Annotated in this window: 11 protein-coding genes and 1 pseudogene; 6 read left to right on the forward strand and 6 right to left on the reverse strand. The window is 62.6% G+C overall.

The features are described 5' to 3' along the window. Positions 1 to 1,061 precede the first annotated feature (1,061 nt). Together OQE56_RS12995 and OQE56_RS13000 are read left to right on the forward strand one after the other, a co-directional pair. Entirely contained in the window at positions 1,062 to 1,340 is a 279-nt protein-coding gene (locus OQE56_RS12995) for a putative signal transducing protein (RefSeq protein ID WP_267224907.1), read from the forward strand. 84 nt (positions 1,341 to 1,424) lie between these two features. Beyond that, positions 1,425 to 1,955 (forward strand): adenine phosphoribosyltransferase, encoded by a 531-nt coding sequence (locus OQE56_RS13000; protein WP_425601627.1) that lies wholly within the window; start codon positions 1,425 to 1,427, stop codon positions 1,953 to 1,955. 13 nt (positions 1,956 to 1,968) lie between these two features. Here the strand turns inward: OQE56_RS13000 and OQE56_RS13005 are convergent, their stop codons facing one another. The 4 genes from OQE56_RS13005 to OQE56_RS13020 all read right to left on the reverse strand — a co-directional run bounded on the left by OQE56_RS13005 (position 1,969) and on the right by OQE56_RS13020 (position 8,284). Next, positions 1,969 to 2,568, reverse strand: a complete 600-nt coding sequence (locus OQE56_RS13005) for a hypothetical protein (RefSeq protein ID WP_267224909.1) — start codon at positions 2,566 to 2,568, stop codon at positions 1,969 to 1,971. Positions 2,569 to 2,574: 6 nt separating this feature from the next. Beyond that, positions 2,575 to 3,519, reverse strand: a complete 945-nt coding sequence (gene oxyR, locus OQE56_RS13010) for a DNA-binding transcriptional regulator OxyR (RefSeq protein WP_267224911.1) — start codon at positions 3,517 to 3,519, stop codon at positions 2,575 to 2,577. 159 nt (positions 3,520 to 3,678) lie between these two features. Further along, positions 3,679 to 6,126 (reverse strand): TonB-dependent receptor, encoded by a 2,448-nt coding sequence (locus OQE56_RS13015; protein ID WP_267224913.1) that lies wholly within the window; start codon positions 6,124 to 6,126, stop codon positions 3,679 to 3,681. Positions 6,127 to 6,256: 130 nt separating this feature from the next. Then, positions 6,257 to 8,284: a tetratricopeptide repeat-containing sulfotransferase family protein gene (locus tag OQE56_RS13020; RefSeq protein WP_267224915.1), complete on the reverse strand. Its 2,028-nt coding sequence runs from the start codon at positions 8,282 to 8,284 to the stop codon at positions 6,257 to 6,259. 532 nt (positions 8,285 to 8,816) lie between these two features. On the opposite strand from OQE56_RS13020, the gene OQE56_RS13025 reads away from it, so the two are divergent. From OQE56_RS13025 to OQE56_RS13035, 3 genes are all read left to right on the forward strand, one after another. Beyond that, positions 8,817 to 11,501: a M1 family metallopeptidase gene (locus tag OQE56_RS13025; protein ID WP_267224917.1), complete on the forward strand. Its 2,685-nt coding sequence runs from the start codon at positions 8,817 to 8,819 to the stop codon at positions 11,499 to 11,501. 251 nt (positions 11,502 to 11,752) lie between these two features. Next, a complete protein-coding gene (locus OQE56_RS13030) occupies positions 11,753 to 13,537 on the forward strand; it encodes a type IV secretory system conjugative DNA transfer family protein (protein WP_267224919.1) in 1,785 nt (594 codons plus the stop codon). A gap of 40 nt (positions 13,538 to 13,577) precedes the next feature. Beyond that, on the forward strand, positions 13,578 to 15,053 hold the full coding sequence (locus tag OQE56_RS13035; protein ID WP_267224920.1) for a peptidoglycan-binding domain-containing protein: 1,476 nt from the start codon (positions 13,578 to 13,580) through the stop codon (positions 15,051 to 15,053). A 45-nt stretch (positions 15,054 to 15,098) separates the two neighbouring features. Here the strand turns inward: OQE56_RS13035 and OQE56_RS13040 are convergent. Next, a pseudogene (locus tag OQE56_RS13040) lies at positions 15,099 to 15,398 on the reverse strand (VirB4 family type IV secretion/conjugal transfer ATPase); the annotation flags it as partial. A 54-nt stretch (positions 15,399 to 15,452) separates the two neighbouring features. Further along, positions 15,453 to 15,917 carry a hypothetical protein gene (locus tag OQE56_RS13045; protein ID WP_267224922.1) on the reverse strand — a complete coding sequence of 155 codons (465 nt, stop codon included), beginning with the start codon at positions 15,915 to 15,917 and terminating at the stop codon, positions 15,453 to 15,455. Positions 15,918 to 16,553: 636 nt separating this feature from the next. Between OQE56_RS13045 and OQE56_RS13050 the strand changes: the two genes are divergently transcribed. Further along, positions 16,554 to 20,657, forward strand: coding sequence for a hypothetical protein (locus OQE56_RS13050; RefSeq protein ID WP_267224924.1), 4,104 nt, complete (start codon positions 16,554 to 16,556; stop codon positions 20,655 to 20,657). The last annotated feature ends 22 nt before the right edge of the window (positions 20,658 to 20,679 follow it).

Here is a 20,679-nt window from a genome sequence, read left to right on the forward strand (position 1 = left end):
GGTGGAGTGGCTCAGGGGGCGGTGTTTTGGGTGCTGGCGCCGATGAGGGCTGGAAACCTGGGGGTGCACGCTCTTAGCTCCCTCTCCCCTGCGGGGAGAGGGTTGGGGTGAGGGGCGGGTGCTCGCGGTGGCGTTTCTATCCCTCACCCTCGTTCTTTCGCCCTTTTTGACGGTGCGGCGACCTGGCTCGCCTGCGGCGGGCTTCCGCCCTCCTGCCGGAGGCCGGGTCACTTCTCTTTGCGTGGCCAAAGAGAAGTAACCAAGAGAAAGGCCACCCCGATGGCGCGCCTTCCGGGCTTGCAGCCCGGAAGGTACGCGGGCGGGTTACGGGGTTTTTCGACAGGGCTTCCTGCCCTGACGAAAAACTGGCCGGCATCCATGCCGGCCACCCTGCGGGCTATTCCTCCACCCGCCCGCCGCGCCATAGGGGCCCGGAGGTCAAGAGCGAAGAGCGGCGCGCGACGCGCGCCAGAAGCCAAGTGCAGAGCGGAGGCCAAAGCCAAAGCCAAAGGGCATCGAGGCATACCTGCGCGTGGAACATGGACACGGCTTCGCCCGGTGCGATGTGCAGCGAAGCTGCACGAGCCTGAAGCTTTTGATCTGAGGGGCCCCTGTGCGGCGGTGAGGGTTGGACGAACAGGCCCGCAGGGGGATCGGCATGGATGCCGATCCCTTTTCGTCAGGGCAGGAAGCCCTGTCGAAAAGCCCGGCCAACCCTCACGGACTTGCCGGGCTATCAGCCCGGCAAGCGCCAAGCGGGGTGCTCTTTCTTTTGGTTACTTTTCTTTGAGCACGCAAAGAAAAGTGACCCGGCGATCGGCAGATCGTCGGAAGCCCGCCGCAGGCGAGCCAGGTCGCGGCAGCGCTACGTCAGCGCCAAAGAAGATAGAAACGTTACCGCGAGCACCCGCCCCTCACCCCAGCCCTCTCCCCGGAGGGGAGAGGGAGCTAAAAGCGGGCGCGGCGATTCACGAGGATGAACGGTGAAAACCCACCATCCCATCACCCCAGACCAAGCAAAAAACTTGCCCCACCACCCCCACAGCGCTAGCGTGTCCTCCATGCGCATCGCCTACCGAGCCGAAAGCCTGATCGACGCCCATCTGGTGAAAGACGCCCTTGAGCGCGCCGAGATTCCGGCGTTCATCTCTGGCGAATACCTCACCGGTGCCGTAGGGCAGCTGCCTGCGCTCGATTACGTGGCTGTGCTCGTGCCGGAGGCCAGCCTCCCGGCAGCCGAGCAGGTGGTGCGTGAGGTCGAGCAAGGGCTGCAAGACGCCCGCCTCGCGCTGAGCGACCCCGACGAAGATCCCGACGCACCGCTGCCTGCTTTTTGCTGAGCGCTCAATCGGTAGGTGTTCCCTTACCGATGATTCGACGCCTGGGCGGTATCCTGCCCTGCGCGCAGACAACGGAGCTCACCTTTGGAAACGACCCTGCAACAGATTCAATCGCTCATTCGCGCCGTGCCTGACTTTCCGAAGCCGGGTGTGGTGTTTCGCGACATCACGCCTTTGCTGGCCGACGCAGGCGGCTTTGCCCGTTGCATCGACGCGCTGGCCGAGCCCTGGCAGGGCAGCGGCGTGCAGGCGGTATGCGGTATCGAATCGCGTGGCTTCATTTTTGGGGCGGCGCTTGCGCAGAAGCTGCACGCGGGCTTTGTGCCGTTGCGCAAACCCAAAAAGCTGCCGCCGCCGGTGGTGTCAGTGGATTACGAACTCGAATACGGTACCGACCGTCTGGAAGCGCGCACCGATGCACTGCGCCCCAGTGAAAGAGTGTTGATCGTGGACGATGTGTTGGCGACCGGCGGCACGCTGGCCGCAGCGCGTGCGCTGGTGGCGAAGCTGGGAGGAGAGCTCGTCGGCGCCAGTGTGGTGATGGAGCTGGCAGCTCTGCAGGGCCGCTCGCGCTGGCAGGAAGGCGCGCCTCTGCACGCACTTCTGCGTTACTGATGTTGCAGGTGGCTCACGGCGACGCGGGTCCGATGCTTTCGACGTAGACGAGTTCACAGGCGCCGTTGCCGGTGTCTTCGCGAGTCATCGAGGTATGCCAGCGCCAGCCACCCGGGCGGCTGGCATCGACCAGAAAACCTTCGAGGTGGATAACCTCGCCCGGTCGCACCTTGTCCAGCTCGCGCCGTACGAGCGGGTCGGCAGGAATCATGTGCATGTTGGCGCTGGATGTTTCGATCTCGCGGCGCGGAATCGGAAAGTGATCCACATGCCAGTGATAGAAGCGGTTCTCCTGGCTGATATCGACTTGCTTCAGGATCTGGCTGTCCGACATGCGGCCCCAGCCGAGCGCGAGATCTACGGGCGCGAGCGCGGCGCCGGCATCAAAGCGGTAGTCCTCGCGCGAAAGCACGCGCGCGGTCAGCTCGAAACGGGCACGCGTGACCAGCGTGGTGTCGCCACGTTGCATCGTGGCGCCGTCGGTAAGGTCGATCTGCGTGGGCGCATCCGGCGCCAGCACACCGGGTGACGGTGTCAACGGACGATGGTGCCACCAGTGCGTTGCGCCCAGCCCGCATACCAGTAACAGACAGATCAGTACCCAACGTGGCATGGTGATTTAGCGCCCCGTCTGCCTGGTGGCCTTGGTTTCGGAAATATCTGGCTGCAGCAAGCCGGCCGGAAGGTCGCGGATCACTTCGGCAAAACGCTTGAGGAAGGATGTCATCGACGAACTCTTGCGCCACGCCAGCGCAATGCGCCGGCTTGGCGGGTGCCCGGCAAATTCCAGCAGGTGCACGTTGTCGGTACGCGCCACCGGCGGCTTGATAGCCAGCGTCGGCAACAGGGTGATGCCGACGTTGGCCGCCACCATCTGGCGCAGCGTTTCCAGGCTGGTGGCGCGGAAGCCAGAGCGCTCGCCAGCGCCTGCAAGCTGACACACTTCCAGAGCCTGATCGCGCATGCAGTGACCATCTTCCAGCAGCAGCAGACTTTCGTCTTCGAGATCAGCAAGCTTGAGCCGCTTTTGCTTGTGCGCCAGCGGATGGCTTTCCGGCACCGCGAGCACAAAGGGCTCCTCGAACAGAAACTCCGTGTGCAGGCTGTCTTCGTGCAGGGGCAGGGCGAGAATGCCTACGTCCAGCGAGCCTTCGCGCAGCATGCGGATCACGTGCTCGGTCTTCTCTTCGACCAACAGCAGCTCCAGCCGCGGAAAATGCTTGCGCACCAGCGGCACCAGATGAGGCAACAGGTAAGGGCCCAGCGTAGGGAAGATGCCCAGGCGCAGCGTGCCCGATTCGGGGTCGCGCGTTCGTTGCGCAATCGCCTTGATCTCGTCGATTTCCGACAGCACGCCACGTGCGCGGCGGGCGATCTCGCGGCCGGTTTCAGTCAGCAGCACTTTGCGCGGCGTGCGCTCCACCAGCGCAACGCCCAGTTCGTCTTCCAGCTTCTTGATCTGGGTGGACAAGGTTGGCTGACTGACAAAGCTCGCCTCGGCGGCACGGCCGAAATGGCGGTGTTCGGCGAGGGCGACGAGGTAGTGCAGGTCACGCAGGTTCATGGGGAACGTACTCCCGCTCTCTGATAGCTAACATCTATGATATTGGCGGTTGTCATCGTTTTGGGCAATGGCGCGTGAGTGAGCGCGTCCAGTTTCCCTAAGTGCAAAAAAAAAGCCCCGGCTCGCACCGGGGCTCAGATAGAACAACGGTTGCTCCGCTCAGAACTCCTGACTGAAACGAATGCCCACCGTGCGCGGCTGGTTCATGACGGTGTAGACCTGACCATTGGGATACTGCGGCACCACGTTGTGAGCAGCGCACGTCGCCGCTGCGCACTCGGCGTAGCGGAACAGCTGACCCCGCTCGTCAAAGGCGTTGTTGATATAAAGATCCAGCGTCATGCCGTGGTACTTCACGCCGGCAGTGAAATCGGCCGTGGTGTAGGCCGGCATGTTGCCGATCAAGGCGTTGGCGCCCACGCGTAGGTCGGAGGTGCGCTCGCCCACGTGGACCACCGCTACCTGACCAAACACCTCGTAGTCGCCGATGTTGGTGGTGTAGCGCGCGTTGACGTTGTACTTGAGCTTCGGCGTCACCGGCAGGCGCGTGCCCTTGGGTGCCAGCGGGCCGGTCACCGTGGCGCCGGTGATCGGGTTGATCGAGCCGGCCGGGCAGTTGCTGATCGGGTTGCCGCTGGTGTCGGTAAAGCCGCAGTAATCCTGGGTCAGCTTGGCGTCGTAATAGGCCATGCCTGCGCCGAGCTGCAGGTTATACGTGGCCGCCCAGTTCACGTCCTGCTCGATGCCGTTGATGCGTGCCTGACCCGCGTTGCGGATTTCGGTGAGACCGTTGGCACCGAGAATGCTGAACTGGAAGTCTTTCCAGTTCTCCCGGAAGATCGCGCCGTTGTACGACAGCCGGTGATCAAGCCAGGTGGTTTTCCAGCCAAGCTCGTAGTTGGTGAGGAAGTCCGACTTGTACGGCGGCAGGGAGCCACGGCGATTGATGCCGCCAGGGCGGAAGCCTTCCGACCACGTGCCGTAAATCATCTTGTCCGGCGTGATCTGCCAGGTCAGATTGGCTTTGCCCAGCGAATCGGTTTCCTTGGTGGCCTTGTCGAAATCCAGGCATGGCGCGCCATGGAAGCGATACGTCGAGATGCATCCAGCCTCGCCGTAAGTCGACGTGGGCGCGAACCCTGCACTGAAGCCGTAGAAGCCCTTCAGGCTGTTGTCGGTGTGGAACCAGCGTCCGCCGATGGTGCCGATGAGCGTTTCCGGAATGAAGTCGTACGACATCTCGCCAAACAACGCTTCATCGCGGTCGACGCGTTCCTGCTGAGTAAGCCACAGCGTATTCGGCCATCCGGTCACCGACAGCGACGTGGCAAAACCGTTGATCAGGTAGTCCTGTTGAATTTCATGCACCTGCCGCTGGAAAAAGACGCCGCCTACCACGCGCAGGCGATCGTCCGCCGGCGACGCAATGCGCAGTTCGTGGCTTTGCTTGGTGTAGTGGTTGTGCGCCTGGATGTACTGCGACGGGTTGATCAGGTTGCCCGCGTTGTCCTGGATATAGGCACCGTAATGCGCAATGGTGTCGTACCAGAACGAGTAGTCGCTGTAGTCGCTGTCTTCTTCCTGATTACGCGTGAGATGCGAGTAGGCATAAGTCAGGTCGAAGTTGCCGATCTTGCCTTCGACGGTCAGCGCGGCCTGTACCCAGCGATCGTTGGCATAATCGGGATAGTAGTGAGTAAGCGCCAGCGAACCGACCTGCGGATCCGAAGCGAATGCGCCGTTGGTGATGGTGTGTTGCCCCATGATGGTGGGGCTGATGGACCAGTCGTCGTTGAGGTCAAACCGCAGCGCGGCGCGGCCACCCTGAATGTCGACATCGTTGTAGTTCTTCTTGGCTTGCCCGGTGCACACCAGGTTGGGCGGATTCGAGCAGCCCGCTGCATTGCTCACGGTGATGCCCGAGGTAGGGAACGTGCGCGAGCCCACTTCATTGTCGATGTAACCCGCGTCGTGTTCGGACCAGCCCACCAGGCGAATCGCCGAGCCCGGCGACATGGGAATGTTGACCATGCCCTCGGCGGTATAACCCACCCCGCCGTGGGAAACGGAATTCACGCCAGCGCTGTAGCTGGCGGCAAAACCGCTGGGGTCAGGCTTGTTTGTAATGATGCGAATCGCACCGGCTTCCGCGCTGGCGCCATACAGCGTGCCTTGCGGACCCGACAGCGACTCGACGCGCGCGATGTCGTACATGTGGATGTCGAGCGGCCCCTGGATCGTGGTGACCGGCTGCTCATCCAGATACACGCCAACGCTCGGTTGCGAAGCGGAATGGTTGCCATCGCCGCCACTGGCCACGCCGCGCATGTAGATCAGCGCAAAACCCGGGCCATAGGTTTGATACGAGACACTGGGCAGATACTTCACATAGTCGTTGAAATTCTGGACGTGAAGTTCCTGCAGCTTTTCCGTGTCCAGCACCTGCAGGCTGATCGGCACCTTCTGCAGATTTTCCTCGCGCTTCTGCGCCGTTACCGTTACGGCATCCAGCGTCTTGGTCTTTACTTGCGCGGCGGTCGGCGGATTGGCGGATTGATTCTGCGCCGGATTCTGTGCGGCATCCTCCGCTACAGCAGGTGATGCCATGGCAAGACAAATAGCTGCTGCCAGCGGCAGCCGGGACAACGTGATGTGCCGCGTACGAGTCGGCCCCCTCGGCCTGACTTTGTGCATCGACTTCCCTCCCCACGAGATATAGGCGACGTTTGTAAGTCTGTTATGTCGCCTCGCATGCCGGTGACTCGGGGTAACTCCCCAGCACCGGCCCCAATACTTCCTCCAGCGGTGCCAGCCATGGCGAGTAGTGCCGCCAGTGATCCACGCCTTCGCGATAGATCGGCTGACGAACCTGTTCCGAACTTGCTGTGCGCACTGGCCGCGCGTTCTCGAAGAACTGCAGACAGGACGCTTCAAACGGAAGGCCGCAGTAATCGAGCAGACGCCGGATCTCCCCTTCGGTGTCTTCGACCATGCGTTCGTAGATGACGCGATGCATGCGGCCCGGCAGCACCGCGTCGAAATGAGCCATCAGCGACACGTAATCGCGGTAATAGCGGCCAATGTCTTCAAGGCTGTAGCTGAAGCTCTGGCCACGAGCGAAGTGTTGCTTGAACCCCGAGAAGCAGCAGGCCAGCGGGTGCCGGCGTGCGTCGATGATCCTGGCGTTGGGCAGCATCAGATGGATCAGGCCGATGTGCATGAAATTGTTCGGCATCTTGTCGATGAACAGCGGTGCCGACGTCTTGCGCTGAATGCGGGTGTGGTCGAGATAGCGCTCGCCAAGCGCGCGCAGCGCTTTTGCATCCAGTGTGGCGAGTACGTCGTGATAAGGCGTGGCGCTGTCAGCCTCGCTCTGCTCGCGTAGCAGGCGGGTGATCGAGGTGATCTCGGGCAGCTCCATCGTGCCTTCCACCTGGCTGTGGCTCGAGAGGATCTGCTCGATCAGCGTCGAGCCGGAGCGCGGCAGGCCGACGATGAAAATGGGGTCGCGGGCATCGCTTCCCATGCCCGCGCGCGCGTGAAAGAACTCACGCGTATAGCGCTGGCGGATGTGACGAACACGGGCGCTGGTGTCATCGGCGTTATAACGAAGCTGCCCGTGGCGAATCGCGTTGCCCTGCGCGTAATGCTGGAAGGATGGCGCATGCTCGCCGGCATCCTCCAGGGCCTTGCCGATGGCAAAGGCGAGATGGAGCCTGTCGTCGTCGGCCAGATCGGCGCGCGCGAACTGCGCACGCATGGTGGCGAGATCATCGGCGCTGAAGCGGAGGGTCTTGAGATTGGCCAGACTCCACCAGATCTCGCCGCACGACGGCTCCAGCGACAGTCCGCGACGGTACGCGTCGATGGCGCGGCCGCCGTAACCCGCCGTCTTGAGCGCGTGGCCGTAGCTCATCCACACGCGCGGGTAACGTGCGTCGCGGGCAAGCAGATCGCCATAGATGTGAATGGCCGGTTCGTAGTCGCCGATACGGCACAACACGGCCGCTTTCAGGTTGAGATAGCCGGCGTGATCCGGCTCCGCAGAAAGCAACTCATTGACTTCCGCCAGCGCATGTTCCGGTTGATTGCTGCGATGGAGGATCAGCGCATAGTTGAATCGCGCCGCGGCAAAACCTGGTGCCAAAGCCAGGCAGCGTTCCAACAGATCACGTGCATCGTCATGGCGGCCAAGGCGCGCGGCTGCTTCAGCGGACATGCGCAGCGCGGCGACGTCGGTTGGCGCCTGACTCAGTTGCTCGCGCAACAGCGCTTCTGCCTCGGGCAGGCGGTTCTCCGCCAGCGCCGAGGCCGCAGCAAGCAGGCGCGGATCGCGCGTGGCATGGCGGACATGCTGTGTGTAAGCCTCATTGGCGGCAATGTGATCGCCCATCGTGGCCAGGCCATCGGCCAAGGCGCGCCATACCTGCGGCAAATCGGCCTTCAACGCAGCGGCTTTGCGCAGCGCATCGATGGCTTCGTGATGGCGTCCTGCCTGCCCGAGCGCCAGACCCAGCTCGTAATGAGCAAGCGACCACGCTGGCTGCTTGCGGGTCAACGGCAGAAGAATCTCGATGGCTCCCCGCGCATCGCCCTGCGCAGATCGCGCGGCCGCAAGCAATTGCAATGCGGCCGGGTGATCCGGAACCACCTTCAGGATCTCCGTCGCTTGTTCTGCGGCCAGCGTGGGCTGGTTTTCCAGCAGGTGTGCGGTGTGCTGCAGGGCTTGTTGCAAGGTGCCGGTCGCTTCGTCGTGAGCCCTCATGCGTCATGCACCATTTGGGGTGCACCGTGTTTATGCAGGCATGGGTTTGGGCGAGTGAGCGCAGGCACGGCGTGGGACATAGGGCGACAACGACTCCTGAGCAAAACAAAGGCACACGTCGAGGCTGGGGCGGTACGCCTCGATGACGCTACCGGGGGAGAAACCAGAAAAATGCTAGACAGCGAGGTCTTTCAAGGACGCCGGCGATGGGCGGTGACGCTACGAACGGTCTGGGCGACGGCGCGTCGCCATTCCAGTGAAGCCGGCAAGAAAGGTCTCATCTCACGCCTTGGGCAGCTCTGTGAAGACGCGTTTCACCCTACGCCGCGACATGGCGGGTGGGTATCGGAAAATGTCAGAGAGCAGGGGCAGAAATGCAGAGCAGCGACTTCCGCGTTAAGCGGGACTGACACGGGGCTTGCGGTGGCCCGGTTCGGCAGACGTGTCCGGGCTATGCCTTCTGGCACTGGGGCATTTGTCACGGCTGCACCTAGCGTTCGGAGTTTGTCTGTCCCTAGGGGAGTCTCCTCGCATGCATCGTCTTGTTCGCCCGCTCGTTCTCACCGCACTTGCCGCCTGCTGTGGCGTGGCTCTCGCCGCGCCGGCTGCCGATGATCAGCCGCATGGCCGGTTGCCGGGCTGGGCACAGCCCCAGTCGTACCAGCTCGACTTCAAGGTCGATCCGCGCCAGCAGGACTTCTCCGGCACCACCACCATCAAGGTGACGCTGACGCAGGCATCGGATCACCTGTGGTTGCATGGCCGCGAGCTGAAAGTGGGCAAGGTCACCGTGACCGACGCCGCGGGCAAAGCGCGTGCCGGCAAATACGTGGACGTAGCGCCGCAAGAAGGCGTGGTGCGCATCGACTTCGGCGGCACGCTGAAGCCGCAGCAGCTCACCCTGGCCATCGAATACACCGCGCCGCTCAATCAGCAGCTGCAGGGTCTGTACAAGGTAAGTCATGAGGGCCAGCCGTACGCGATGACGCAGATGGAACCCATCAGCGCGCGCTACGCATTCCCGGGCTTCGACGAGCCTGCCTTCAAGACGCCGTTCGATATCCGCCTGACCATTCCCAACGACGAAGTGGGCGTTGCCAACACCAAGCAGGTGAAGGAAGTACCGGCCGGCGCCGGCTGGAAGACGCTGACTTTCTCCACCACCAAGCCGCTGCCGACCTACCTGGTCGCTTTCGGCGTCGGTCCGTGGGATGTGGTGAAGGGTCCGGATTTGTCGCCGACCCAGTACCGTGCGCAGGCGACCGAACTGCGTGGCATTGCTGCCAAGGGCGAAGGCCACCGCATGCAGCACGTGCTGAGCGAAACGCCGAGCATCATCCATACGCTCGAGGACTACTACGGCTTCGGCTATCCGTGGGACAAGCTTGACCTGCTCGCCGCGCCGGACTTCTCTGCCGGTGCGATGGAAAACCCGGGCCTGGTCACGTTCCGCGACTGGTTGCTGCTGCTCGATCCCGATTCGCCGGCCAATTACGTGCGCGGTTCGTTCAACGTCACCGCGCATGAGCTGGCGCACCAGTGGACCGGCGATACGGTGACGATGGAATGGTGGGATGACCTGTGGCTCAACGAAGCATTCGCCACCTGGATGCAGCAGAAGGTCACGCAAAAGGTGCATCCGGAATACCGCGCCGACCTCGATCGCGTGCGCGGTGCGCAGGGCGCGATGAACGGCGACAGCCTGGTCACCACGCGCAAGATCCGTCAGCCGATCACCGGCAACGGCGACATCGAAACCGCATTCGACGGCATCACCTATCAGAAAGGTGCGGCCGTGCTCGGCATGTTCGAGGGCTACGTCGGCGAGTCGACCTTCCAGAAGGGCATGCGTGCCTATATCCAGGATCACAAGTTCAGCAATGCCACCGCCGATGACCTGATCAATGCCATCGCCAAGGCCGCCGACAAGGGCGACGACTTCAAGCAGGCGTTCAAGAGCTTCCTCAACCAGCCGGGCGTGCCGTATGTGCAGACGCAGCTGAGCCAGGAGGGCGGCAAGACGGTGCTGCATCTGAGTCAGAGCCGCTACCTGCCGGTAGGCAGCAAAGGCAACGACCAGCAGGTATGGGGCGTGCCGATGTGCGTGCGCTATGGCACCGCCGAAGGCAGCAAGGTGAGCTGTGAACTGCTGGACAAGGCGCAGGGCACGATGGTGCTCAGCGGCGCCAGTAACCCGACCTGGGTGCTGCCGAACGCCAACGGCACCGGCTATTACCGCTTCGCCATGGCCAAGAGCGACCTGGCCAGCCTGGGCAAGCAGATTGGCAAGCTGGACGATGCCGAGCAGCTTGCGTACGCCGATGCGGTGTATGCCGGCTTCAAGCACGGCGATATCGACGCAGGCAGCGTACTGGCTGCACTCAAGCCGTTGACGGCCTCGAAGACGCGCGAAGTCGCTACCGCGCCGCTCTCCAGCTTCAACTGGATTTACAACAACCTCGCGCAGAACGATGCACAGCGCGCCAAGCTCGCCAAGTGGGCTACGGATGCCTACCTGCCGCGCATGAAGCAGCTCGGTTACCAGCGCAAGGCCAACGAGGCAGACAGCGACTCGCTGCTGCGCACTGTGCTGGCCGACGAACTGGCGTTGGTGGTGAAGGTGCCGGAAGTACGCGCTGAGCTGCTCAAGCAGGGCGATGCCGCACTCAAGCGCAAAGCCGACGGCCGCCTCGACCTCGCTGCCGCCGATCACGACCTGTTGGATACCATCCTCGGCGTCACCGTGCAGGAACGTGGCAAGAGCGCCGTCGACGCACTGATCGCCGAACTCCCGCAGACCAGCGATGCGGCTTATCGCAACGCCATCCTCGGCGGCCTGAGCGAAGTCACGGATCCCGCGCTTGCCGTGGAAGTGCGCAACTTCGGCCTCGACAAGAAGGTGAAAGTGGGCGAAATGGCCATGTTGCTGCGTGGCGGCCGCAGCACGCGCGCGCAACGTGACGTGTCCTGGCAGTGGGCCACCGCCAACTACGACAAGATCGTCGAACGCACCGGCAGCTTTGCGGGTGGCCAGCTGCCCGGCCTCATGGGCGGTGGTGGTTGCTCGAAGGCCGAAGCCGATCGTCTGCAGGACTTCTTCAAGACCCGCGCCAAGAACGTGACCGGTGCAGAGCGTGGTCTCGCGCAGACCAGCGAAGCCACGCTGCTGTGTTCGGCATTGGCCGAGAAGCAGGATCCGGCCGCGATTCTTCGCTGATCAAACCGAGCTGTATGGATAAAGCCGGGCGGTGTAAACCGCCCGGCTTTTCTTTGCCCAGCGTTCCTCGGCAGACTTGAGCTGGGGCGCATCTGGCGAGGCGGAAAGGTGTAAGCCTTTGCTCGCAATTCAACAAGCCAAGAACTGACGTTCGGCGACCTCCTTGATGAGAGAACCCGCCTCGCAGCATCAATAGACTTCCATACTTTTAGGCATGGAGGTATCCAGTGGGCAATCAAGCGAAGGCAACAGTGGCAGCACTGTTGCTTGCAGCGGCAGCAGTGGGTGGTGCGTACCTCACGGGCTTCGTCCTGCTTCAATGGTTAGGCATTCGCGACGTGCCATTGGCCTGGGACACTGGGTGGCAATACCTTCGTGCGCTCGATCTGCCGCAAGTGGCGCCCTACGCACAGAAGATCAAACTGAGTGCCGCGTTGGGTATGGGTGTGCCACTCACGTTGTGGCTGGTGTTACTCATTCCGATGTTTCGCACTCAGGCGCTGTCGCTCCACGGCGACGCCAGCTTCGCCGAACTGTCGGACCTCAAAAAAGCAGGGCTGCTCACCCGAACACCGCAAAGTATCCTTATCGGCAAGTACAAAGGGCGCCACCTATGGCTCGGCGGTGCGCAACACGTCATCACTATCGCCCCCACCCGTAGCGGCAAAACCACCAGCCTGGCTATCCCCGTGCTGTTGACCTACCAGCACTCGATGGTGGCGCTGGATCTCAAGGGCGAGCTGCGCAAGGCCACCAGCGGCCAACGTCACGCCATGGGCCAGCGCATCGTCGTCTGGGCACCCTATGACGATCAGGGCCGCACCCATCGCTTCAACCCGTTCACCCTGCTGGCCGACATGGACGCGGGCAAGCGCTTGGGCGAAGTGCAAACCATCGCCGCCATTCTTTATCCGGACGAGGCGGGCAAAGACCCGTTCTGGACCTCGCAAAGCCGCGCGGCCTTTACTGCGTTCGCATCCTTTATGTTCGAGGCTTGGGATCAATGGGAGCGCGGTGGTCCCACCTCCGATCTCAACGTTGTGGAATCCTTCCCCAGCTTTGAGCGCATTCTACGGCTCTCGTCAGGCACCCAGGGCCAGACCACCCTGCAGATGCTGCAGACCATCGTCAACGACACGACGACCTTCGCCTTCGTCAGCCCGCAAACCCGCACTGTCTTCAGCAACCTCGCGGGCCTCGCCGAGCAAACCTTCAGCTCCGTGATTGCCACCATGCAGGCGCCCTTGCAGCAATTTCTCAGCCCCATGCTGGCGGCTGCCACCAACGCGACGGACTTTGATATCACAGCTCTGCGCAAGCAACCCACCACTCTCTACGTCGATATTCCCACCAACAAGCTCGACGAAAGCGGCAAGCTGCTAAACATCTTCTTCAGCTCCGTCATCGGCAACAACCTCGGCAAGCAGCTGGGCGAAGAGCCGGACCTGAAGTACCAGATGCTGATGCTGATGGATGAATTCACCGCCATGGGCCGGGTGGACGTATGGGCCAAGCGCATCTCTATCTCCGCCAGTTATGGCGTGCGCGATCTGTGCATCGTGCAAAGCCGTGCACAGCTTCGCAGCACCTATGGCGACAACGACGCGCAGAACTTCATCACCAACCACGGCGCGCAGATCGTGTTCACTCCGCGAGAGCAGGGCGATGCGAACGAGTACAGCGAGATGCTTGGCTACAAGACTATCCGCAAGGAAAACCGCAGCCGAAGTAGCGGCTCAGGCTCCAGCCAGGTGTCGGTGAGCTACAGCGAGGAGCGCCGCGCCTTGTTCTTGCCTCAGGAGATTAAGGAGCTGCCACAGGACGACGAATTGATCTTCTTCGAGGGCTGCAAGCCTATTCGGGCGCAAAAGAATTGGTTCTTCAAGGACAAGACTTTTGTGGCGCATACGCAGCTGCCGCCCGTGGTGGTGGAGCCGCTTGCCAAGCGTGTGGCGGCAACGAATAAGCAGATGCCGGCCACGCCGTCGACCCGTTCAGAAACGGTAGAAGGTGCCGAATGGTTGGCTCGCCATTAAAGAGCACACCGTCGTCGATGTTTCGCATCAAGGAGAGAAGATGGGTGTTCATGACGATATTCGGATCGGCAAACTGCCGTCGGCTGACTTTGCCGAGATGCCGGAACCCACCACGCCGGTGCCACCGGGCTGCGTGCGCCTTCGAACCAGCGCCGGTGAATGGCGGATTTTGCGACTGCCGACGGAGGATGAGTTGATCTGGGGCCGCGATCCCGATGGTATTGACTCGGAACCCGACCCAGCCATCCGTCGCGTGATCGAGGAGGAAGGCGCACGACCATCCTCACTGATCGCTGTGCATAAGTCTGCTGTGCGCGATGCACTGCACGATCTGCAACTGCTGCGTGATCTGGAGATCATTAACGCGCGGACGGCCAAAGAGTTGGGGCCGCTGCCGAAGGGTGGGTTGCCGGTGCAGGTGAAGCGCAAGCCGATCTCGACACGACCAGGCGTAGTGATGGCGAACGAACCGCAGGAGCAGGATGCAATGAAGTTGAGTCATTGGGCAGCGGCGGCTGCGTTATCGGCTGGTACCTTGACCACGGGCGTGGTTCACGGTGCGGAATCGACGATCGTCCGTGTGGCCGATGGCACCATGGATACCTATCAAGCTCTCAAAACCCATGCGCAGACCCTTGGCGATGGTGTTAACCGCGCCTACGATGCGACCCGGCAGACGGTCACGCAAAGCCTTGACAGCGTGGCACGCGGCCTAGATGCGGTGAGCCAACCAATTCACCCGCCAGCGCCGCATCAGGATGGCCCGCACGCCGCCATGCCGGCCCCCGCGCTGGATGTGGCAACGGTGCGCAGCTTGCAAACCCACCTCAACACCCTCGGCCTCACCGATCATCGAGGGCAGCGCGTGGTCGAGAGTGGCGTGTACGACCCGACCACGCGCATGGCAGTCATAGGGTTTCAGCATGAGCATGGCCTGCCGACGACGGGCCTACCCGACAAAGCCACCCTCTCATTGGTGCAGACTTATGCCAGGCTGACCGAGCTGCAGCCCACCAGCGCCGAGCGTGCGATGCCCTCGCGTGAAGCTGCCGCCCTCGCACCCACGCCCTCACATGTGCCGGCGAAGCAGATGCCGACGCCTTCCCACGACCAGACCACCACGTCCCTCGGTTTGGGTTATGCACCCAACGACCCACGCCATCGGGACAACCCGAACCACGCGCTCTACAACCAACTGCACGAACGCATCCCGGAAGCTTCTGAGAGGCGATTGTTGCAATTCACGGCGGCCTGTCATGCCAGCGGTATTACTAACAACAACCTCAAAGACATTCATCTCAACGAGACGAAGGGTGCCATCGCGTTTGGCTCGGGTGGGCTCATTACCCATGTCGCCAGTGTGGACTTGAAAGCGCCCATGCCAACACCCGAACAAGCCGTGCAACAGATCCAGCAGTACGACCAATATCAAGCGCAGGTTCAAGAGCACATTCAGGCCATGAACGCGCAGCGCCACGCTCAGGCGCAGCACGGGCCCATGCTGGGTGGGCGGTAATTGATGACGCGGTCGCCTCCGTCACCGGCAACAACATCGGCAGCGTAGGGTGATGTACAGCTCGTTCTGCATCAGCTTCTGTGCCGCCAGCGCGCCGAAGTACGCATCGGACATCTGCTGGTTGACGGATTGGCGGAATGTGCTGTGGTCCTTCAAGTGGCGACGACGGCGGATGTCGTGCACCCAGAAGGCTACATTGACGAAATCGGGCGCACGCAGTGTTTGCAGCATGCGGTTGAAGCTCTGGTGGCGATGCCCCAGCTCCCGGTTCTCGCGCCCGACGAAGGGCAGGCCTTCCGGCCGCCACGTCATGAGGTAGTCGTCATCGGTGGTTTTGAGCACCATGGGGGCGTTGCTGGAGAGCGGACGACTCACGACGGAAGCAGTGAATGCCGCTGGTTATCCGGCGGCAGGTGGCTTCGAAGATGGGGTGTTGATATCTGACGCCGTGGTGGCAATGAGTTGTCCGCCTTCGGCGGACAGTCGAATGCCGTAACTGCCATAGATGGCGTTTAGTTGGTCCAGCGCTTGCTGGATGTCCGTGGTACGGATGGCGGCAACCGGTTGGCTGAGCGTGTAGTCTGTCTGCAGGTGGTACGCGAACTGTTTGCCGGAGTCTTTAGCCCATCGCCGCAACATGGTTCTGAGCGTCCCATCCATAGGCGTGGCGTAATACAAGTACTGCGGATTCAACGGTATCGCGGCCGCGGCACTTTGGTAGCGATTGATGGGTTTCCAGCGGCCGCTGTAGTCTTTCGCGGTAGATCCGCAGCCGGAAGTGATGGGTAACAGCAAAGCCACCACGGCGAGCTTTAGGAAATCCATCTTGGTTTTTCCTATGGTCGAGCTGATTGAGTGCTCCATGGATACGTCTCCCCGCGTGAGGCTTCTTTTGATTGATCAAGTCCCTTGGCCACTAGCAGTGGGGCGCCAGTGAAAAACTTCCTGGCGGGTACCGAAGCGGCGATGGCGTTCTCGCTAACTCAAGCGTGGATACGCTGCCGAATTGTCGCGTGAGCAGCGCGATTTGCTGATGCACCAAATGCCCCGCGGCTTGTAAGTGCTTACCGGCTGTGTACGTGGGTAATCCGTGGCTCATGTCGACGCATGGGTATGGCTACTGTCGCGGAAGTTTTGAACGAGGCGTTTCGTGGCGGCGGACCGCGGTCATCTTGTGGGGAAATCGTGGAATCCGATCGCAGTCTTAGCAGCGGCTCGCTCATTGCATCCATGGTGTTTGCCGCTGTTGTCGCCTCGGGGCTGAATGCCGTTGGCTCACTTCAAGAGCGCCGCGGCCAGGGGTGGCCGTTACCGCATGTATTCCAGACGGGGGAAGTAGGTCTAGGTCCGGTGTAGGCCGGTCGCTTCGCGCCGGACTCTTTGAGGTGCCATAACCCCAAATTGGGCCAAGCGTCGTTTCATGGCACGGGGGCGCTTCCCGTGACCTTCGACCGGTCCTTACACTGGGCCGGTCTACTCAACACCGGCAAGGAGAAAGACATGCGTCGTCCGTGGGGATGGTTGGTGCCGCTCGGGTTGCTGGTCGCGCCGTTGATGGCGCAGGAGGTGCCTGCCGCTCTGAAGGATTGGCAGGATTGGGTATTGCATGACGTGCCACAGCACGCGTGCCCCATGATGGCCACCAGCGGTGGCACGGTGGGTGTCAGGGAATGCGCGTGGCCCGGCCGGCTGATGCTCGACGTGGGCAAGGACGGCGCGCGATTCAGCCTTGACGTGCATGTGGATGCGCGAAGCTGGGTGGGCCTTCCGGGTGATGCGCGCAACTGGCCGCTGCAGGTCAGTGCCGATGGCAAGCCGATCGTCGTGCTCGATCACGGTGGCGTACCGTCGCTGCAACTGGTGCCCGGCGACTACGCCATTCGCGGTGTGTTGCCGTGGGACAGCCGGCCCGCGCGTCTTCGCGTACCCGAATCGATCGGATTGGTGACCCTCACGCTGGACAGCCATGCAGTCAATCGCGTGGAGCGCAACGGCGATCAACTCACGCTGGGCGAAGCTGCGGCTGCGCAACGCGCGGCAGATGCCTTGTCTTTGCGCGTCTATCGCAAGCTTTCGGACGGATTGCCGACGACGCTGGAAACGCAACTCCAGTTCAATGTCACCGGCAGCGCGCGCGAGCAACTGCTCGGTCCGGTGTTACCCAAGGGATTCACTGCGACGTCCCTGCAAGGCGACCTGCCGGCGCGACTGGAAAGCGATGGCCGCCTGCGTGTGCAGTTGCGCCCGGGGCAATGGACACTTTCGCTGGGTGCGCGCGGCACCGATGTGCTTGAACACATCCGCCTTGCCCTGCCGGGCGAACCGTGGCCAAAGCAGGAGATATGGAGCTATGCGGACAACCCTTCGTTGCGCAGCACGCGCGTGGAAGGGCAAGCCACCGACGCAGGGCAGGCAGACGTTCCGGGTGAGTGGGATGCATTGCCCGCCTATGTGCTTGACGATGCCAAAGGCCTCAACGTCGAACAGGGCACGCGTGGTGGCGAAGGCGGGCAGGGCGATCAGGTTTCCCTGCACCGGCAGTTGTGGCTGGATTTCGACGGCCGCGGCTTGACCGCGGCGGATAAGCTCACCGGCGTGTTGCGTCATAGCCAGCGGCTGGATGTATCCGCGCCCTGGCAGCTATCACAAGCATCGCAGCATGAAACGCCACTACTCGTTACCACGAGCGGTAGTCATGGCGGCGTCGAGTTGCGTGAAACGCAGCTGGATCTATTCGCCGGGCTGCGCATGCCCGAGCGTGGCGTCATGCCAAGTTCCGGGTGGCAGTTGCCGATGGAGAACATCGATGCCACGTTGCATCTCCCCTATGGTTACCGCCTGCTTGGTGCGGCGGGCGCGGATCGCTCGCCGGATTCGTGGATAGCGCAGTGGAGCCTGCTGGATCTGTTCGTGGTGGCGCTCATTGCGTTACTGGCCGGGCGTTTCCTCGGCTGGCCATGGGCGTTGGTGGCCGTCGGTTTCCTTGCGCTTTCGCAGCATGAGGGCGGAGCGCCGCGCTGGACGCTGGCGATAGCGCTTGCGCTGGCCCTGCTCATGCGCGTGCTGCCGGAGGGTCGTTTGCGCACCGTTTCGCGTCTGGGAGCAGGTGCCTTGTTCGCGCTGGCCGTGCTGTGGGCGCTGCCCTTTGCGGCCACGCAAATGAGTTATGCATTGCATCCGCAGCTTGAGAGTTCTGGCATGGCGTCGTTTGCGCCTGAGGAACCGGCGATGAAGCACCGGCAGGCGCTCAAGTCGATGCCACAGAACATAGCGGCGTCGCCGGCGGTGGAGGAGGCATCGACGAATGCTGAACCCGCGCCAGCGCCACCGCCCGCTCTCGCGTCTGCGCCTATGGCTGGCTACGCCGCGCAACGCGCACCCGCTGCAAAAAGTCTGGAGTCGGTGACTGTCACGGGTACCCGCATCACGGCGGCGCAGACGGTGGGACAGGAGCGTGACTCGCGCAGCGTGATCCAGGCGGGTCGAGGTGTGCCGCAGTGGGATGTCGGCAACAACTATCGTCTGGGTTGGTCGGGGCCGGTGACGGCGGACCAGACGACGCGACTGGTTATCGCGCCTGCGTGGCTGGTACGTGTTCTGCGCGTCGCGATGCTTGTGCTGCTGATCGGCTTGCTGGGCAAGTTGGCGATGGGCCTGTTGCGTCCGGGTATGGTGCGCTGGCAAGGCTGGCGTTCGCGAGGGGCGGCTGCGGCGTTGCTCGCGTTGGCGTTGTTGCCGCACGGCGCGCATGCCCAGAATCTGCCGGACGAGCCCATGCTCGGGCAACTACGCAACCGCCTCACTGAAGTGCCCAAATGCGCGCCCGATTGCGTGGCCATCGCGCAAGCCATGGTGCAGGCAAACGGTGACGGCGTGGCGCTGGAGCTGGAGGTTCACGCCGGTGCGGCGATCGCTGTTCCTTTGCCGCAAGGCGACGATGCCCTGCAACTGCTGTCCATAGCCACGGATGGCCGCGATGCCACCCTGTCGCGTCGGGCCGATGCCTTGCTGGTGGAACTCGATCGCGGTGTACATCGCCTCTCGCTGCGTTATCGCGCGGCACCCGTGGATACGGCCAGCCTGCATTTCGCGTTGCGTCCGCAGCGGGTGGTGTTTCAGGGCGATGGCTGGGCACCCAATGGACTCGACGACACACGCTTGCTCGGCGACAGCCTCACGCTCAATCGCGTGCGGACCTCTGGCGATGGCCAAAGTGTGGAGGCGATCGCACAGGTGTTTCCGCCCTATGTGAAGCTGACCCGGACACTGGAGCTGGGCAACGAATGGACGGTGAACAACACGGTCGAACGATTGGCACCGCTCGACGGCGGTTTCAGCCTTGAACTGCCCTTGCTGCCGGGCGAGCACCCGCTGGGCGACAACGTGCGCGTGCGCGATGGCCGCATGTGGGTCACCTTCAATGGCGGACAGAGCCAAGTGAGCTGGAGCAGTCGGCTTGATCACGCCGACACGTTGACGCTGAAAGCACCGGCGCTCAGCGATCGCGCCGAGCAGTGGGTGCTGCAGCCGGCGCCGATCTGGCATCTGGATACACAAGGCGTGCCTTCGAGTCTCAGCGACGATGGCTTGCTTTTCCAGCCGCTGCCGGGCGAGAGCCTGCAGGTGCACATCACGCAACCGAAGGCGGCGGCGGGCGATAGCCTGGCCTTCGATCAGGTGAATGTGGAAAGCCGTGCGGGAGACCGTTCCAGCGAAACCGAGCTGTCGCTTGTCGCGCGCAGCACACGGGGCGGCGAACATGCCATAGGCCTGCCCGCAGGTGCCGAATTGCTGGAAGCCCGGCGCGATGACGCGCCGATCAGCCTGGCCATTCGCGATGGCAAGATCAGCCTGCCGTTGCTGCCGGGTATGCATCGCTACACCATTCGTCTGCGCGAGCCGCACGGTGTGTCGTTGTTGGGGCATACGCCGTCGCATTCGCTGGGCGCACCGGCTGCGAATATTTCACTCACGCAAGCCCTGCCAGAGAGCCGTTGGGTGCTCTGGACGTGGGGTCCGACGGCAGGCCCCGCCGTCACTTACTGGTCGCAGCTGGTCGTGCTTCTGTTGGCAGCGTGGTTGCTGGCCCGCTATGCACCCACGCCGCTGCGGTTCCATCACTGGCTGCTGCTCGGCTTGGGTTTCTCGGCATTTGCATGGGGTGCCTACGCCTTTGTGGTGGTCTGGCTGATCCTGTTGGGTTTGCGTGCGCGTTACGTGATGCCAGAGCGATTCGGCACGAGCTTCAACCTGACGCAGGCTGGCCTCGCACTGGTGACCCTGCTGGCGATTGCCGTGCTGGTATCGGCCGTGCCGAAGGGGCTGCTGGGCTTGCCCGACATGCACATCGCCGGAAATAACTCGACGGCGTGGGAGTTGCGTTGGTTTGCCGATCAAACCGGCAGCGCCCTGCCGCAGGCAGGTGTATTCAGCGTGTCGCTGTGGGTCTACAAGATCGCCATGCTGCTGTGGGCGCTGTGGCTGGCCAACGCGCTGCTCGGCTGGTTGCGCTGGGGCTTCGAGGCATGGAGTCAGGGTGGTTACTGGCGCAAGCGCAAGCCAGGCATGGCGGAGCCACCGCCGGTGCCGGAAGCATCGAAGTAAAAAAGAAGGGCGCCTTGATGGC

Origin of the sequence: Dyella silvae (genome assembly GCF_026421305.1) — a bacterium.
Lineage (GTDB): Bacteria > Pseudomonadota > Gammaproteobacteria > Xanthomonadales > Rhodanobacteraceae > Dyella > Dyella silvae.

Coding starts and splice junctions, on each gene's coding strand:
- OQE56_RS13005 (WP_267224909.1), bottom strand. CDS start 2,568: ATGCCACGTTGGGTACTGATCTGTCTGTTACTGGTATGCGGGCTGGGC.
- OQE56_RS13035 (WP_267224920.1), top strand. CDS start 13,578: ATGGGTGTTCATGACGATATTCGGATCGGCAAACTGCCGTCGGCTGAC.
- OQE56_RS13025 (WP_267224917.1), top strand. CDS start 8,817: ATGCATCGTCTTGTTCGCCCGCTCGTTCTCACCGCACTTGCCGCCTGC.
- OQE56_RS13015 (WP_267224913.1), bottom strand. CDS start 6,126: ATGGCATCACCTGCTGTAGCGGAGGATGCCGCACAGAATCCGGCGCAG.
- OQE56_RS13045 (WP_267224922.1), bottom strand. CDS start 15,917: ATGGAGCACTCAATCAGCTCGACCATAGGAAAAACCAAGATGGATTTC.
- oxyR (WP_267224911.1), bottom strand. CDS start 3,519: ATGAACCTGCGTGACCTGCACTACCTCGTCGCCCTCGCCGAACACCGC.
- OQE56_RS12995 (WP_267224907.1), top strand. CDS start 1,062: ATGCGCATCGCCTACCGAGCCGAAAGCCTGATCGACGCCCATCTGGTG.
- OQE56_RS13050 (WP_267224924.1), top strand. CDS start 16,554: ATGCGTCGTCCGTGGGGATGGTTGGTGCCGCTCGGGTTGCTGGTCGCG.
- OQE56_RS13020 (WP_267224915.1), bottom strand. CDS start 8,284: ATGAGGGCTCACGACGAAGCGACCGGCACCTTGCAACAAGCCCTGCAG.